A 14141-nucleotide genomic window follows, 5' to 3' on the forward strand; every position below is an offset into this window, starting at 1 on the left:
GGGGTGTATAGCCGGAGTTTATACACCCCGTGCATAGTGCTCAGCCGAGGATCGACCGCAGTGGCGTGGCCGGCCGTCCGAGCAGTTCTTCGAGGTCGGGACCGGTGGCGGCGAACTCGCCCCGGCGCGCGGCGCGGAACATGCCGAGCAGCATCGCGGCCTGCCCGGCGGGGACACCGTGCGCGACCAGGCCGGCCGCCCACTCGTCGTCCTCGGCGACCACCCGGCGGATCGTGCGTCCGGTGAGCTCACCGACGAGGTTCGCGACGTCCGCCAGGTCGAGCGCGACGGGAGCGGTCAGCGGCGGCGTCGGCCCGTCGAACCGGCCCTCGTCGGCGAGGACCATCGCCGCGGCCTCGGCCAGGTCGGCGTGCGCGGTCCACGACACCGGCCCGTCGGCGGGCGCGACCAGCTCGCCGGTTTCCCGCGCCCGACCGAGCAGCAGGGGGACAGTGCTGGCGTAGAAGCCGTTGCGCAGCGCGGTGAACGCCAGGCCCGCCGCGGCCAGGTGCCGCTCGGTCGCGGCGTGGTCGGGCATCGGCGCGAAGAGCGAGTCGTCGGCCGCGCCCTGGTGACTCGTGTACAGCACGCGCTTGACCCCGGCGTCCCGCGCGGCGTCGATCGCCGCGACGTGGTGCCGCAACGCCGCCTCGCCCGTGGCGTCCGTCGAGACGATGAGAACCTGCGTCGCGCCTTCGAAGGCGTCGGCGAGCGAGTCCGGGTCGGCGAAGTCGCCGCGTCGCACGCGGACGCCGCGTTCGGCGAGGCCGCTCACCCGGCCGGGCTCGCGGACGCTGACGCCGACCTGCTCGGCCGGAACGCGCTTCAGCAGCTGCTCGACGACCTGGGAACCGAGCTTGCCGGTCCCCCCGGTGATCACGATCATGGTGCACCCCTTCGGTGGATCAACGTCGATATTAACCACGTTAGCACCGTCGGTAGCAAGCATGCGTTACCATCGAAACCATGCCGAAGAGCCGGAGCGAAACGCGGACGCACCTCGTCGAGACCGCCGCGCGGCTCCTCGACGCCGAGGGCGCGGCCGCGCTCACCATCCGCGCGGTCGCCGCGGCGGCCGGGGTGCAGGCGCCGGCGCTCTACCGGTTTTTCGAGGACAAGGACGCGCTGCTCGACGCCGTCGCCGAGCACGTCTTCACCACCTACGTCACCGGGAAGACGGCCGCGCGGGACGGCGACCCGGTCGCGGACCTCCGCGCCGGCTGGGACGCGCACATCGCCTTCGGCCTGGCCAACGCGGCGCTGTTCGGCCTGCTCGTGACGCCGGGCCGGACGTCCCCGGCGGCCGACGCGGGGCTCGCGGTCCTGCGCGCCCGGGTGCACCGCATCGCGGAGACCGGCCGGCTGCGCGTCCCCGAACCCCTCGCGGCCGAGCTCCTGCACGCCGCCGGCACCGGCGCCCTGCTCACCCTGCTGGCCCGGCCGCCGGCGGACCGGGACCCCGGTCGCGCCGAGGTGATGTACGAAGCCGTGCTGGCCCGGATCCTCACCGACGCACCGGCGGCGCCGGCGGTTTCCCAGGAGCTGTCGAAGCTCACCGGCGCCGAGCGCGCCCTGCTCGCGGAGTGGCTGGACCGCGACTGAGCCCGGGCGCCGGCCGGGTCATTCCGTGGGCTGCTTCGTCTTCTCGGCCTTCTTCGACTCTTTCGCCGCCTGCTTCGACTCCTTGGCGGCTTGCTTCGACTCCTGCTTCGCCTCTTTCGAGGCCTGCTTGGACTCTTTCGCCGCTTGCTTGTCCGTCGTGACCGACCCGTCGGCTCCGGTGGTCACGGCCGCCGCGCCCGCCGCGGACGACTCCGCCGCGGGCGGTGCCGACGTGAGCTGCGCGTCCGACGGGGAGCGCTGGTCGCCGCCGGGCACGCCCGCGGCAGGCCGGGTTCCCACCGGCTGCGACGTCGAGCCGTCCGCGCCGGTGGCCGGGGGCGACGGGGCCACGTCGGACGTGCTCGCGCCGATCGTCACCGTGGTGACCAGTGCCGCGCTCGCCGCGGCCACCTTCGCCGCCGTGGCCCACGAAAGCACGGAGGCCCCGGTGCTCGCGGCCGCTCCGGACGAGGCGAGGGACCCGGTGGTGGTCAGCCAGTGCGTGACGACCGGGATGCCCAGGATCAGCGGGGCGACGGCGGCGGGCAGCTCTTCGTTGAGCTCCCGCAGACCCGTGGCCAGCTTCCGGCAGTCCGGGCAGCGGTCCAGGTGGGTCGTGATCCGGTGCGCCTTGTGGTCCCCGACGCCGTCGCGCACCCAGCGGGCGAGCTGGCCCGAGACGATCCGGCAGTTGCGCCGCCGGGCTTCCGGGACGTGCTGGTCGAGGTACGCCTGCCGCAGCCCTTCCCGGGCGCGGTAGGCCAGCGCGGCGACGCCGTTGGGCGTCATCCCGAAGTCTTCGGCGATCTTGGCCGGCGAGTCGCCCTCGATCTCGGTCCGCCACAGCACCGCCCGCCACCGCTCGGGCAAGCTCGCGAACGCGCCCGCGGCGACGGTGCCGTGCATCCGGTTGTCCACCGGCTCGTCGCTGCCCTCACTCGGCAGGACGTCCGGCACCTCGGCGACGAGCGAGAGTGCGGAGTCGCGCCGGCGCCAGCTGATCATCGTGTTCCGGATCGTCGTCAGCAGGTACGGCCGGAATTCCGCGTCCGGACCCTCCCCCGCGCGCAGAATCCGTAGTACCCGGGTGAATCCTTCGGCGATGAGGTCGTCCCGCTCCGCCTCGTCCGACGCGATCGCGGCCGCCACCCGGCGGGCCGCGACCAGGTGCCGGTCGTAGAGCCGGCCGTACGCGGCGTTGTCCCCGCCCCGCACCGCCTCGATCAAGACCGCGTCGCTCGGGACATCCGTCGTCCCCGCCACCGCCGGCGCCACCTCGGTCACCCGCACCTCCCCCTTTGCTCGTGCGCTTGCACGTGCAGAACGTCACGCGATAGTCGTCCAACGAGAGGCCGGGCGCAAGGTTTCGGCAAGGAAAGCCCTTATTCTTCCGCGGTGAGCCTCCCGGACCCGCGTCTTGTCAGGTAGGTGAGCACTCCGGCGCGGTTTCGTCCCGGTGCCGCGGCGCGTCGTTGCCGGGGCGTTACCGGACCGGTAGGACGAAGGGCGGTGGCCACCGTATCCGTGTCCGATGTGGACGGTCCGCGTCCCTCCGTCAGGAGGGTCTCCCCGGCGGTGCCCGCGAACGCCGGCCGGTCGGCGGCGCCGGACGATCCGGCGCGGTTCACCGGCACCGTCGTGGTCGACTTCTCCCAGTCGTACGAGCACTTTCCGCGGGAGGGCTACGCCTACGTCGGGGTGACGACGCAGAAAGCCGGGAGGTGTTTTCGCAGGCCGCGCAGGCGAGCCGGACGCGCAGTCCGCCTTCCGGCCGACCACCTATGCGAACGCTGTTCAACCAGTGCGGCGGACCGGGCCTCGGGCGCCGGCTACCTCTTGCCCGCCGACCGCGACGAGGCCGTCGCCCGCGCTCGGGCCGTCGCCCGCGCTCAGGCCGCTCCCGTCCCGTGAAACCTGTTCCACCGGAGCAGGAGCCGGACACCCCTTGCCCCGTGCGGGTATAGTGCCGAAAACAGTAACGTGTTCTAGTATTTGGCCGTGGAAGGGACCGGGATGGACGAGCAGGCGATGCGGTATCCGAACCACCTCGGGCATCTGGTCGTCTCCGCCCTGAAGCGCCACCGGGACGCGCCGGTGATGGTGCTGGGCGAGACCACGATGACCGGGGGCGGGACCGCCGAGCAGGTCAGCCAGTACGCCCAGGCCTTCGAGGAGCTCGGGGCCGGCACGGGCGCGGCGGTGGCGCTGCTGTCGCTGAACCGCCCCGAGGTCCTGCTGATCATCGCGGCCGGCCAGATGCAGGGGTCGCGGCGCTCGGCGCTGCACCCGCTGGGCTCGCTCGACGACCACGCCTACATCCTCGGCGACGCCGGCATCACGACGCTGATCATCGACCCGGTGCCGATGTTCGTCGAGCGCGCGCTCGGCCTGCTCGAAAAGGTGCCGGGGCTGACCCAGGTGCTCACCATCGGGCCGGTGCCGGAGCGGCTGGCGCACGTCGGCACGGACCTGACCGCGACCGCCGCGAAGTTCGAGCCGGGCCCGCTGAAGCCCGCCGACCTGCCGCCGGACCAGGTCGTCTCGATCACCTACACCGGCGGGACGACCGGCAAGCCCAAGGGCGTCATGGGCACCGCGCAGGCGATGGCGACGATGACGCAGATCCAGCTCGCCGAATGGGAGTGGCCCGAGGCGCCGAAGTTCCTCATCTGCACACCGCTTTCCCACGCCGGCGCGGCGTTCTTCGCACCGACGCTGCTGAAGGGCGGCTCGCTGGTCGTCGTGCCGAAGTTCGACCCGGCCGGCGTCCTGCGGATCATCGAGGAGGAGCGGATCACGGCCACCATGCTGGTGCCGACCATGCTCTACGCCCTGATGGACCACCCCGACTCGCGCACGCGCGACCTGTCGTCGCTGCAGACGGTCTACTACGGGGCCGCGTCGATCAACCCGGTCCGGCTGCGCGAGGCGATCGACCGGTTCGGCCCGATCTTCGCGCAGTACTACGGCCAGTCCGAGGCCCCGATGGCGATCAGCTACCTCGCGAAGGGCGACCACGACGACGCGCGGCTGTCTTCGTGCGGGCGGCCGTCGGCGTTCCTGCGCACGGCGTTGCTCGACGCCGACGGCAACCCGGTCGCCCCCGGCGAACCCGGCGAGATCTGCGTGGCGGGCCCGCTGCTGGCGGCCGGCTACTGGAACCTGCCGGAGGTGACGGCGGAGACGTTCCGCGACGGCTGGCTCCACACCGGCGACGTCGCCCGCGAGGACGAGGACGGCTTCTGGTTCATCGTCGACCGCGTCAAGGACATGATCGTCACGGGCGGGTTCAACGTGTTCCCCCGCGAGGTCGAGGACGTGGTGGCCGAGCACCCGGCGATCGCCCAGGTGGGCGTGATCGGCACCCCGGACGACAAGTGGGGCGAAGCGGTGACGGCGGTGGTGGTCCTCCGCCCCGACGCCGCCGCCGACGACACGGCGATCGAGAAGCTGACCGCCGAGATCCAGGCGTCGGTGCGGGAGAAGAAGGGCCCGGTGCACGTACCGAAGCAGGTGATCGTGGCGGCGTCCCTGCCGATGACGGGGCTGGGCAAGCCGGATAAGAAGGCGCTGCGGGCCCAGTACCAGCCCAAGGGAGCGAGCGTGTAGGGCGTTATACGGCGGCGACCGCCTTGAGCTTGCCGGGGTTCATCATCCACAGCACCTGGTCGATGCCCTCGGCCGAGGCGGTCACCGTCAGGACCGTGAACACCTCGCCGTCGCGGGACAGCAGCATCGCGTGCGCGCCGTTCACGAGCGACGGGGTCACCGTCACGCCCTCCCAGAAGCGGTCCTTGAACGCGCGGACGTACTTCGCCACCGTCACGGCTCCGCACACCGGGATGCGCGACGCGCGGGCCGCGCCGCCGCCGTCGGAGTAGCTGATCACGTCGGCCGCGAACAGCTCCTCCAATGTCGACAAGTCGCCTTCCTGAGCCGCGGTCACGAACGCCGTCAGCAACCGCCGCTGCTCGGGCAGCGCGGCCGGCGTGCGCCGTTCCGCCGCGAGGTGCTTGCGCGCGCGGCTGACGAGCTGGCGGGCCGCCACCTCCGTCGTCTGCACGATCTCGGCGATCTGGACGTACGGGTAGTCGAACGCCTCGCGCAGCACGTACGCCGCGCGCTCGGTCGGCGTCAGCTTCTCCAGCAGGAGCAGCACCGCCAGCTCCAGCGCGGCACCCCGCTCGGCCCCCAGCTGCGGGTCGGCCGAGGTGTCCACCGGCTCCGGCAGCCACGGCCCGACGTAGGTCTCGTGCCGCGCGTACGCCGTCTTGGTCGCGTTGATCGCCAGCCGGGTGGTCGTCGTGGCCAGGTAGGCCGCCGGGGTGCGCACCGCGGCCCGGTCGCTGGCCTGCCAGCGCAGCCACACCTCCTGGAGCAGGTCCTCGGCGTCGGCGGCGCTGCCCAGCATGCGGTACGCGATGCCGAAGAGCCTCGGCCGCACCTGCGCGAAGACGGCGGTCGCGTCCTCGATGCCGGTGTCCTCCATGCGTGCGGATCCCTTTCGACGGACGGTCCGGGCGGCAGCGTACCGGCCGCCGCCCGAACACCCGGTCACGGTCGCGGTGCCCGCCGGTCGCGCCGTTCCGCCAGCTCTTCCGCGCTCACCGGCTCCAGCATCGGCCGCCCGGGCACGCAGAACATCGTGACGACGAACGCGGATTCCGCGTCGGACAGGTGGTTTCCGTCCTGGTAGTGGATGACGTCGCCACCCGGCTCCCAGAACGCCTCGCCCGCCTTGACGACCCGCTCGGGCTCGCCTTCCAGCTCGAAGACGATCTCGCCCTTGAGCACATAGCCGTAGGCCGGTCCGGAGTGCCGGTGCGGCGGCGCGCCCGGGCTGCCCGGCGGCAGCGTGACGAGGATCGTCATGGCTTCGGCGTTTTCGTGGATCTGCGGCGCGCCCGGCACGGTCGCGACGACGTCCAGTTTCGGGGGCGGCCCCGGGATGTGGGTGGTCATGCCAGTGAAGACAAGACAGCCCCCGCCGCTGTGACACGTCACGTTCCGGCGCGCCGTCTTGTCGAACGGACATGGTCGATCCCGCGCTGGCCGAGCTGCTCGCCGAACGCCGTCACCTGCAGGACGTCGCCACCTGGCTCACCGGGTCCGGCGACGTCGCCGACGAGGCCTACCGGGCCTGGTACGCGCTCGGCGCCGCCGAACGGGCGGCCGTCGCGTCGCCGGCGGACTGGCTGACCCGGGCGGTCGGCCGCCACTGCCTGCGCCGGCTCGCCGCTCCCCCGCGTCCCGCGCCGGCCGACGACCGCGCACGGCGGTTCCGCGCCGCCTGCGCCGAGGAGTCGATGCCGGCACTGGGCGCCCTGCTGGCCGAAGACGTCACCGCCTGGTTCGACGGCGGCGGGAAGCTGCGCACCGCGGACCGTCCGGTGCGAGGCCGCGCCGAGGTGACGCGGGCCGTCCTCGCCCTGCTGGCGCCCCGCCCCGGCACGCGCGTGGCCGAGCACTCGGTCAACGGGACCACCGGCCTGGTCGTGCGGGTCGACGACCGCGTCGCGGCGGTCGTCCTCTGGCAGGCCCGCGACCGGGTGATCACCGAGCTCTGGCTGGTCCTCAACCCCGCCAAGCTGCGAGGCTGGCCCGTTGTCACGAACGCACGCGCTGTCTTGTCCTAGTGGGTTGTGCAGCCGTCCCGGGTCCGCCGGGACGGCGCCGAGCGGAAGGAACGGACATGAAGGTCGTCGTCATCGGCGGAACCGGCCTGATCGGCACGAACGTGGTCGCGCGGCTGGCCGAGCACGGCCACGAGGCGGTCGCCGCCGCCCCCAGCACCGGCGTGAACACCCTCACCGGCGAAGGGCTGAAGGAGGTGCTGCTGGGCGCGGACGTCCTGATCGACGTCTCGAACTCGCCGTCGTTCGCCGACGACGACGTGATGCACTTCTTCCGCACCTCGACCGGGAACCTCGTCGCGGCGGCGAAGGAAGCGGGCGTATCGCACTACGTCGCGCTGTCGGTGGTGGGCACCGACCGCCAGCCGGACGTCGGCTACTTCCGCGCCAAGGTCGCGCAGGAGAAGCTGATCACCGAGTCGGGCCTGCCGTTCTCGATCGTGCGGGCGACGCAGTTCTTCGAGTTCGCCGGCGGGATCGCCGACACCTCGACCACCGACGGCGTCGTGCGGCTGCCGGGCGCCGGCGTCCAGCCGATGGCCGCGGCCGAGGTGTCCGCGGCCGTCGCGCGGACCGCGGCCGGGCAGCCGATCGGCGGCCTCACCGAGATCGCCGGCCCCGAGGTCTTCGGGCTCGACGAGTGGGTCCGCACGGTGCTGACCGCGCGCGAGGACCCGCGCGAGGTCGTCACCGACCCGAAGGCGCCGTACTTCGGCGCGGTGCCGGGGCCGGAGGAGCTCCTGCCCGGGCCGGGCGCGAAGCTCGCCGAGACCAAGCTCGCCGACTGGCTGGCCCGCGATTCCCGCGCCTGACGGGTTCACCGCCTTCCACACCACCACGGTCACGGTGGACGGCGGGCAGCTCGCGCACGGCCGGGCTTCCGGCCGTGCGCGATCCACCGACGGCACGCTCCGGCTGGACCTCCGGCTCCCCGCCGAACTCGGCGGGGAAGGCGGCGGCACCAACCCGGAGCAGCTGTTCGCGGCCGGGTACGCCGCTTCCTTCCACGCGACGCTGAGCGTGCTCGCGAGGGAGACCGGCGCCGACCCGGCCACGCTGACCGTCGCGGTGACGGTGGCCGTCGGCCGCGATCCGGCCGGCGCCGGTTCCCTGCTGCGCACCGATGTCGCCGTCACGTGGCCGGGCACGGACGGCGTGCGGGAGCTGGTCGAACGGGCGAAAACGCTGTGCCCGTACGCGAAACTGAGCTAGCTGCCGTCGTGGTCCGGGTCGGCGTTGAGCACGATGCAGCCGACGTACCCGTCACGGGCCTTGGTGACCTTCAGCAGCATGCTCGGCCGGTAGATCGAATCGCCGTCGTTGAAGGTGTCCCGGCCCGTGCGCTGCGCGTAGGGCTCGGTCGCCATCACCGCGGTGTTCAGGGTTTCGTCGAACATCAGCTGCGTGGTGAGGGTCTTTTCGTTGCCCACGTGCACCATCACGTGGACGTGGATCGTCCGGCCGCGGTACCAGCCCGGCCAGATCGTGGTGAACTCGACGGTCCCGCGCTGGTTGGTGACCTGGGCGCCGCGCAGGTACCGCTTGTCGTCGGTCGGCTCGAGGTCCTGGTCGCCGCCGGGCGGCGGGCCGCCGGTGGGCGGGGTCCCGGTCGGGGGCGGCCCGGTCGGCGGGGTACCGCCCCCGCCGCCGGACGCCGCTTCCGCGCCGGAGTAGAGGCCGCCCGCGTCGCAGTGCCAGATCTCGACCACCGCGTGCGGGATCGGCTTGCACGTCTCGCTGTCCTGCACCTGCAGGGCGAGCCGCAGCTTCGCGCCCTGCTTGTCCTCGCGGACGTCGCTGCGGATCTTGTCGGCGTCGAAGTAGTAGGGACCCTGGGTGGTGGACGCGGTGAGGGTGCAGGTCCGCGCGCCGGCGAACAGCGCGGTGAGGTCCGCGTCGGTCACCGCCTGCAGGGCGACGGTCTCGCCGGTGGACGTCGTGACCGGGCTCTTGCCCGCGCACGCCGTGACGAGCGCACCCAGGCCGACCGAGCTCACCCCGGCGAGCATCCGGCGCCTGCTGACCCGTTGTCCTTCGTGGTCGTGGTCCATGCGTGTCCTTTCGCGGTCGGGTTCGGGAGTAAAGGCTGGTTGACGGTCGCCTGATCCGGCCTTGAACCAAGGTGGCGGCCGGGCCTGTGGCGGAGCTGTGGTGACGCTGTGGGTCGCCGAGCGGTACACTCCTACTCAACAAGTTGACTAGGTGAGGTGAGGCATGACCAGCTTCCGCAAGGCCGTCGAGGCCCGTGATCCCGACGCCATGGCCGCGACGCTGGCGGAGAACGTGGTGTTCCGCAGCCCGGTGGCGTTCAAGCCGTACCCGGGCAAGGCGATCACGTCCGCCATCCTGCGCGGCGTGCTGCGAGTGTTCGAGGACTTCCGTTACGTGCGCGAGCTGAGCGGTGGCGAAGGCCGCGATCACGCACTCGTGTTCGAGGCCCGGATCGGCGACGCGCGCGTCGAGGGCTGCGACTTCCTGCACTTCGACGACGACGGCCTGATCGACGAGTTCACCGTGATGGTCCGCCCGCTGTCGGCCGCGCAGGCGCTGTCGGAAGCGATGGCGGCCCAGTTCGACCAGATCCAGCGCGAAGCACTCAACTAGTTCACTATGGCTCTGCGTGATGCGCTGATGGCGGCGCTGCTGGAGGGCGAGGCGTCGGGCTACGACCTGGCGAAGGGGTTCGACGCGTCGGTGGCCAACTTCTGGCCGGCGACACCCCAGCAGCTCTACCGCGAACTGGACCGGATGGAGTCCGAGGGACTGGTCCGCGCCCGCCTGGTCCACCAGGAGAAGCGGCCGGACAAGCGGCTGTTCTCCTTGACGGAGGCGGGCACCCGGGCCCTCCACGACTTCACGGCGCGCCCGCCCCGCCCGGGTGTGATCCGCGACGAGCTGCTGATCCAGGTCCAGGCGGTCGACACCGGCGACGAGGCGGCGGTCCGCCAGGCGCTCGCGGAGCGGATGACACGCGCCGAGGCGAAGATCGACCGGTACGAGCGCCTCCGGGCGAAGCTGCTCGACGGCCGCTTCGAGGACGACTACCTCGCCGACGCCGAGCGGGTGGGGCCGTACCTGACGCTGATGCGCGGGCTGTCGTTCGAGCGGGAGAACCTCCGCTGGTGCGAACAGTCGCTGAAGATCCTCGACCGCCGGGCGGCGCGCTAGCTCAGCCCGGCGTCGTGGACCACGATCGCCACCTGGGTGCGGTTCGCCGCCTCCAGCTTGGCCATGATGTGTCCGATGTGGACCTTCACCGTCGACTCGCTCACCACCAGCGCCCGGGCGATCTCGGCGTTGCTCAGCCCGCGTCCGATGTGGACGGCCACGTCGTGCTCGCGCGGCGTCAGCTCCGAAAGCCGCGTCCGGGCCCGCGCGTTCCCTCCTCCGGACGCGAAGTCCGTCAACAGCCGCTTGGTGATCTTCGGCGACAGCATCGCCTCGCCGCGCGCCGCCACCCGGACCGCGTTGACCAGCTCGCGCGGCGGCGTGTCCTTCAGCAGGAAGCCCGCCGCGCCGTGGCGCAGGGCCGCGTACACGTACTCGTCGACGTCGAACGTCGTCAGCACCACCACCGCCGGCGCCGCCGGGTGCGACGCCAGCCGCCGGACCACCTCGATGCCGTCCACCTTCGGCATCTGGACGTCGGTCAGCACCACGTCCGGCCGGTAGCGGTCGGTCAGCTCGACCACTCGCGCGCCGTTCGTGTCCTCCGCGACCACCTCGACGTCGTCGGCCGACTCGAGGATCATCCGGATGCCGCTGCGGACGAGCTCCTCGTCCTCCAGCAGCACGACCTTGACCGTCACACGCCCTCCCCCACCCGAAACGCCGCCGCCACTCGGAACCGCCCGTCGCCCGTCGGGCCGGTGCGCAGGTCACCGCCGGCCAGCTCGACGCGTTCGCGCATGCCCACCAGGCCGTAGCCGGATCCCGGGACGGCGCTGCCGTGCGGGGTCAGCCGGTTCGTCACCTCGACCGCCAGCCGCTCCCCGGTGACGGCGAGCCGGACGTCGACGGCCGCGTGCGGCGCGTGCTTCCCCGCGTTGGTCAGCGACTCCTGCACCACCCGGTAGACGGCCCGGCCGACCTGGTCGGGTACCGCGGGCAGCGGGTCCGGCAGGGTCAGCTCGACCCGCGCGCCGGTCGCCGCGACCTCCGCGACCAGGTCCTCCAGCGACGCGAGCACGCCCGGGCCCGGGTCCGGGGCGTCGTCACGCAGCACCTGCAGGATGCCGCGCAGCTCGTCGAGCGCCGTCGCGCTGGTGGCCCGGATCGTCTCGGCGGCCTGCTCGGTCTTCTCGTCCGGCGCCCGCAGCGACAGCGCGCCCGCCTGCAGCGCGACCGCCGTGACCCGGTGGGCGACGACGTCGTGCATCTCGCGCGCGATGCGCCGTCGTTCGGCGAAGACGGCCTGGTCGGCCAGCAGCGTCCGGGCCCGCTCGGCCTCATCGGCGCGATCCCGCAGCACGGCCAGCAACGTCGCGCGCTGGTGCATCCACAGCCCGCCCAGCACCGGGCCGAGCACGAAGAACCCCAGCCCGATCACGACCATCATGAGGTCCCCCGGCTGCCGCAGCAGGCCGAACGCGTTGCCGGTCGCGCCGGCGACGACGACCGCGGCCCCGGTCTGCCAGCCGACGCCGTGCCGGGCCGCGACCGAGTACGTCGCGATGGTCACCGGCAGCAGCGTCACGCCCGCCGGCAAGCACAGCGCGGCGACCCCCAGCACGAGGAGCGGCCACCGGCGCCGCGCGAGCAGCGCGAGCCCGGAGACGACCACCGCGGGCACGTAGAGCGCCGGGTGCTGGTCGCGCGGGTCGCCGCCGAGCAGGCTGAACGCGATCGTGCCCGCCGCCACCGCGACGTCGAGCGCCAGCAGGACGACGCGGCCGTCCCACCAGCTCAGCCAGCGCTTCACCGTGCCCAGGTTAGGGCGCGCCGGATCAGCCGTCACGGCGAGCCAGGGTGAACGTCGTCGCGCCCAGGGCGAGGACGACCAGGACGGCGAACACCGCCGTCCCCGGCAGCGCGAACAGCGCCGTGCCGCTGAAGGGCAGCGCCGTGACCGGCACGTCGGCGACCGCGGCCAGCGTCGTCTCCGCGACGAACGTCCACACCGCGAACACCCCGACGGCGAGCCCGGGGTGCCGCAGCAGCCCGCCGAGCGCCACCCCGGCGAGTCCGGACAGGACGGTCAGCGCGAGCACCCCGCCCGCCGCCCTGCCTGCCGCCCCCGCGCCGGCAGGCAGGGCGCCCCCGCCGGTCAGCACCCCGGCGGCGGTCAGCACCACCATCAGCACCCCGCCCAGCAGCCCGAGCCCGGCGGTGACCAGCGCCCGCGCCGCGACGATCCGCGCCGGCGAGCGCAGCACCAGCCGGGTGGTCGCGAGGGTGCCGTGCTGGTGGTCGAGCCCGAACGCGGCGACGCCGATCGCGGCGACCAGCAGCGCCCCCAGCCGGTCGACGAGGCCGAACGCCGAGGTGACCGCGTCGAGGTCGCCGAGGTCGCGTTTGAGGCCCCAGTACAGGCCGGACGCGAACTGGAGCACTCCGGCGGCGGCCAGCAGCAGCCACGTCGAGCGCAGCGAACGGGCCCGCGTCCACTCGTAGGCCAGTGCGTTCTTCACGGCAGCTCCCCGCGGTGCCGGACGGCGGCCGCGGTCGCGGCGAGGAACGCGTCCTCCAGCCCGTTCCGCCGCACGAACAGCTCCCGCACGCCGACGCCCGCCCGGCCGGCGATCGCCGCGACCCGTTCGGTGTCGGCGGTGTCGACGACCAGTTCGGCGGCTTCCCGGCGCACCCGCAGGCCGTCGCGGGCCAGTGCGACCATCAGCACGCTGGGGTGCTCGACGCGGACCACGACGTCGGCCCGCGCGTGCCGGCCGACGAACTCGCTCAGCGGCCCGGCCGAGACGAGCCGGCCGGCGCCGATGACGATCAGGTCCTCGGCGAGCAGCGACATCTCGGCCAGCAGGTGCGAGGACGCGAGGATCGTGCGTCCCTCCCCCGCGAGCCGGCGCAGGAGGTCGCGGATCCACCGCACGCCCTCGGGGTCGAGCCCGGTGGCCGGCTCGTCGAGGATCAGGTACTCGGGGTCGCCGAGCAGCGCCGTGGCCAGGCCGAGCCGTTGCTTCATGCCGAGGCTGAACCGGCCGGCGGGCCGCTGCGCGACGGACTCGAGACCGACGATCGCGAGCACCTCGCGGACACGGCGGGCCGGCAGGCCCCCGCCCGCGGCGACCATCCGTAGGTGCGCCGCGGCCGGGCGCGCGGGGTGCACCGCCGCGGCGTCGGTCAGCACCCCGACCGTCCGCAGTGGACCGGGGACCTCCGCGTACGGCCGGCCGCCGAACGTGGTCCGGCCGCGGCCGCGCGTGAGGCCGAGCATCAGCCGGATGGTCGTGGACTTGCCGGCGCCGTTGGGCCCCAGAAAGCCCGTCACCACCCCGGGCCGCACGGTGAAGGACAGGTCGTCGACGCCGGCGCCGCCGCGGTAGGTCTTCGCGAGCCCTTCCGCGACGATCATCGGCGCGCCGGCTCGTAGGCGTCCCGACGGCCGACCACGAACCACAGCAGGCTGCCCAGGAACGGCGCGCAGAAGGCGAAGATCACCCAGACGAGCTTCATGCCGCCGGTCAGCCGCGAGCCGAGGATGCTGATCAGGGCGGCGAAGAACAGCACGACGAAGGCCAGCAGGACGGCGCCGGTCAGGCCGAGCACGAGCCACGACCAGGTCTGTTCGTGGCCTTCGATCAGGGCGGCCGGATGCATGGGCTTTCTCCTCACGTCGGTCTGTCGGACCCACGATCGCCGACCCGCCCGTGCGCGCGCATCCGATCTTCGGCGACTCCGGGATAGGCGGAAAGTACTAGGCGCCCCGCCGGGCTTGTACGGCTCTTGTAC

17 protein-coding genes are annotated in these 14141 nt (G+C 73.1%); 7 read left to right on the forward strand and 10 right to left on the reverse strand.

Annotated elements, in window-relative coordinates; genetic code table 11:
- Positions 1-40: 40 nt before the first annotated feature.
- A complete protein-coding gene (locus ACZ7PG_RS31265) occupies positions 41-886 on the reverse strand; it encodes an SDR family oxidoreductase (protein WP_470242715.1) in 846 nt (281 codons plus the stop codon).
- An 80-nt stretch (positions 887-966) separates the two neighbouring features.
- On the opposite strand from ACZ7PG_RS31265, the gene ACZ7PG_RS31270 reads away from it, so the two are divergent.
- Entirely contained in the window at positions 967-1602 is a 636-nt protein-coding gene (locus ACZ7PG_RS31270) for a TetR/AcrR family transcriptional regulator (RefSeq protein WP_470242716.1), read from the forward strand.
- Positions 1603-1620: 18 nt separating this feature from the next.
- On the opposite strand, the gene ACZ7PG_RS31275 is transcribed toward ACZ7PG_RS31270, so the two are convergent.
- The gene (locus tag ACZ7PG_RS31275) at positions 1621-2886 is read right to left on the reverse strand and encodes a sigma-70 family RNA polymerase sigma factor (protein WP_470242717.1); all 1266 of its coding nucleotides are present in this window, start codon (positions 2884-2886) and stop codon (positions 1621-1623) included.
- Positions 2887-3600: 714 nt separating this feature from the next.
- On the opposite strand from ACZ7PG_RS31275, the gene fadD8 reads away from it, so the two are divergent.
- Entirely contained in the window at positions 3601-5211 is a 1611-nt protein-coding gene (gene fadD8, locus ACZ7PG_RS31280; protein ID WP_470242718.1) for a fatty-acid--CoA ligase FadD8, read from the forward strand.
- A 4-nt stretch (positions 5212-5215) separates the two neighbouring features.
- On the opposite strand, the gene ACZ7PG_RS31285 is transcribed toward fadD8, so the two are convergent.
- Both ACZ7PG_RS31285 and ACZ7PG_RS31290 read right to left on the reverse strand, forming a co-directional pair.
- Positions 5216-6091: an RNA polymerase sigma-70 factor gene (locus tag ACZ7PG_RS31285; RefSeq protein ID WP_470242719.1), complete on the reverse strand. Its 876-nt coding sequence runs from the start codon at positions 6089-6091 to the stop codon at positions 5216-5218.
- Positions 6092-6156: 65 nt separating this feature from the next.
- Positions 6157-6564 carry a cupin domain-containing protein gene (locus tag ACZ7PG_RS31290; RefSeq protein WP_470242720.1) on the reverse strand — a complete coding sequence of 136 codons (408 nt, stop codon included), beginning with the start codon at positions 6562-6564 and terminating at the stop codon, positions 6157-6159.
- Between the two features lie 71 nt (positions 6565-6635).
- On the opposite strand from ACZ7PG_RS31290, the gene ACZ7PG_RS31295 reads away from it, so the two are divergent.
- The 3 genes from ACZ7PG_RS31295 to ACZ7PG_RS31305 are packed head-to-tail and all read left to right on the forward strand — an operon-like array spanning position 6636 to position 8447.
- Positions 6636-7238, forward strand: a complete 603-nt coding sequence (locus ACZ7PG_RS31295) for a sigma-70 family RNA polymerase sigma factor family protein (RefSeq protein WP_470242721.1) — start codon at positions 6636-6638, stop codon at positions 7236-7238.
- A gap of 56 nt (positions 7239-7294) precedes the next feature.
- A complete protein-coding gene (locus ACZ7PG_RS31300) occupies positions 7295-8047 on the forward strand; it encodes an SDR family oxidoreductase (RefSeq protein WP_470242722.1) in 753 nt (250 codons plus the stop codon).
- Between the two features lie 34 nt (positions 8048-8081).
- Positions 8082-8447 carry an Ohr family peroxiredoxin gene (locus tag ACZ7PG_RS31305; protein WP_470242723.1) on the forward strand — a complete coding sequence of 122 codons (366 nt, stop codon included), beginning with the start codon at positions 8082-8084 and terminating at the stop codon, positions 8445-8447.
- Here the strand turns inward: ACZ7PG_RS31305 and ACZ7PG_RS31310 are convergent.
- Positions 8444-9286 (reverse strand): intradiol ring-cleavage dioxygenase, encoded by an 843-nt coding sequence (locus ACZ7PG_RS31310; RefSeq protein ID WP_470242724.1) that lies wholly within the window; start codon positions 9284-9286, stop codon positions 8444-8446. The genes ACZ7PG_RS31305 and ACZ7PG_RS31310 overlap by 4 nt on opposite strands.
- A 163-nt stretch (positions 9287-9449) precedes the next feature.
- Between ACZ7PG_RS31310 and ACZ7PG_RS31315 the strand changes: the two genes are divergently transcribed.
- Together ACZ7PG_RS31315 and ACZ7PG_RS31320 are read left to right on the forward strand one after the other, a co-directional pair.
- Entirely contained in the window at positions 9450-9839 is a 390-nt protein-coding gene (locus ACZ7PG_RS31315; RefSeq protein WP_470242725.1) for a nuclear transport factor 2 family protein, read from the forward strand.
- Positions 9840-9845: 6 nt separating this feature from the next.
- Positions 9846-10403, forward strand: coding sequence for a PadR family transcriptional regulator (locus ACZ7PG_RS31320; RefSeq protein ID WP_470242726.1), 558 nt, complete (start codon positions 9846-9848; stop codon positions 10401-10403).
- Here the strand turns inward: ACZ7PG_RS31320 and ACZ7PG_RS31325 are convergent.
- The 5 genes from ACZ7PG_RS31325 to ACZ7PG_RS31345 are packed head-to-tail and all read right to left on the reverse strand — an operon-like array spanning position 10400 to position 14009.
- The gene (locus ACZ7PG_RS31325; protein ID WP_470242727.1) at positions 10400-11044 is read right to left on the reverse strand and encodes a response regulator; all 645 of its coding nucleotides are present in this window, start codon (positions 11042-11044) and stop codon (positions 10400-10402) included. The two genes, ACZ7PG_RS31320 and ACZ7PG_RS31325, sit on opposite strands and share 4 nt — an antisense overlap.
- Positions 11041-12156, reverse strand: a complete 1116-nt coding sequence (locus ACZ7PG_RS31330; protein ID WP_470242728.1) for a sensor histidine kinase — start codon at positions 12154-12156, stop codon at positions 11041-11043. The genes ACZ7PG_RS31325 and ACZ7PG_RS31330 overlap by 4 nt, the downstream gene beginning before the upstream one ends.
- A 25-nt stretch (positions 12157-12181) precedes the next feature.
- Positions 12182-12865: a hypothetical protein gene (locus ACZ7PG_RS31335; RefSeq protein ID WP_470242729.1), complete on the reverse strand. Its 684-nt coding sequence runs from the start codon at positions 12863-12865 to the stop codon at positions 12182-12184.
- Positions 12862-13764, reverse strand: a complete 903-nt coding sequence (locus tag ACZ7PG_RS31340; RefSeq protein WP_470242730.1) for an ABC transporter ATP-binding protein — start codon at positions 13762-13764, stop codon at positions 12862-12864. Before ACZ7PG_RS31340 ends, ACZ7PG_RS31335 begins: the two co-directional genes overlap by 4 nt.
- Complete coding sequence (locus ACZ7PG_RS31345; RefSeq protein ID WP_470242731.1) at positions 13761-14009, reverse strand: PLD nuclease N-terminal domain-containing protein; 249 nt, start codon at positions 14007-14009, stop codon at positions 13761-13763. Before ACZ7PG_RS31345 ends, ACZ7PG_RS31340 begins: the two co-directional genes overlap by 4 nt.
- Positions 14010-14141 lie beyond the last annotated feature (132 nt).

This window comes from Amycolatopsis sp. NPDC114504, assembly GCF_055633595.1.

Coding starts and splice junctions, on each gene's coding strand:
- ACZ7PG_RS31290 (WP_470242720.1), bottom strand. CDS start 6,564: ATGACCACCCACATCCCGGGGCCGCCCCCGAAACTGGACGTCGTCGCG.
- ACZ7PG_RS31315 (WP_470242725.1), top strand. CDS start 9,450: ATGACCAGCTTCCGCAAGGCCGTCGAGGCCCGTGATCCCGACGCCATG.
- ACZ7PG_RS31310 (WP_470242724.1), bottom strand. CDS start 9,286: ATGGACCACGACCACGAAGGACAACGGGTCAGCAGGCGCCGGATGCTC.
- ACZ7PG_RS31265 (WP_470242715.1), bottom strand. CDS start 886: ATGATCGTGATCACCGGGGGGACCGGCAAGCTCGGTTCCCAGGTCGTC.
- ACZ7PG_RS31300 (WP_470242722.1), top strand. CDS start 7,295: ATGAAGGTCGTCGTCATCGGCGGAACCGGCCTGATCGGCACGAACGTG.
- ACZ7PG_RS31320 (WP_470242726.1), top strand. CDS start 9,846: ATGGCTCTGCGTGATGCGCTGATGGCGGCGCTGCTGGAGGGCGAGGCG.
- ACZ7PG_RS31285 (WP_470242719.1), bottom strand. CDS start 6,091: ATGGAGGACACCGGCATCGAGGACGCGACCGCCGTCTTCGCGCAGGTG.
- ACZ7PG_RS31295 (WP_470242721.1), top strand. CDS start 6,636: ATGGTCGATCCCGCGCTGGCCGAGCTGCTCGCCGAACGCCGTCACCTG.
- ACZ7PG_RS31345 (WP_470242731.1), bottom strand. CDS start 14,009: ATGCATCCGGCCGCCCTGATCGAAGGCCACGAACAGACCTGGTCGTGG.
- ACZ7PG_RS31340 (WP_470242730.1), bottom strand. CDS start 13,764: ATGATCGTCGCGGAAGGGCTCGCGAAGACCTACCGCGGCGGCGCCGGC.
- ACZ7PG_RS31270 (WP_470242716.1), top strand. CDS start 967: ATGCCGAAGAGCCGGAGCGAAACGCGGACGCACCTCGTCGAGACCGCC.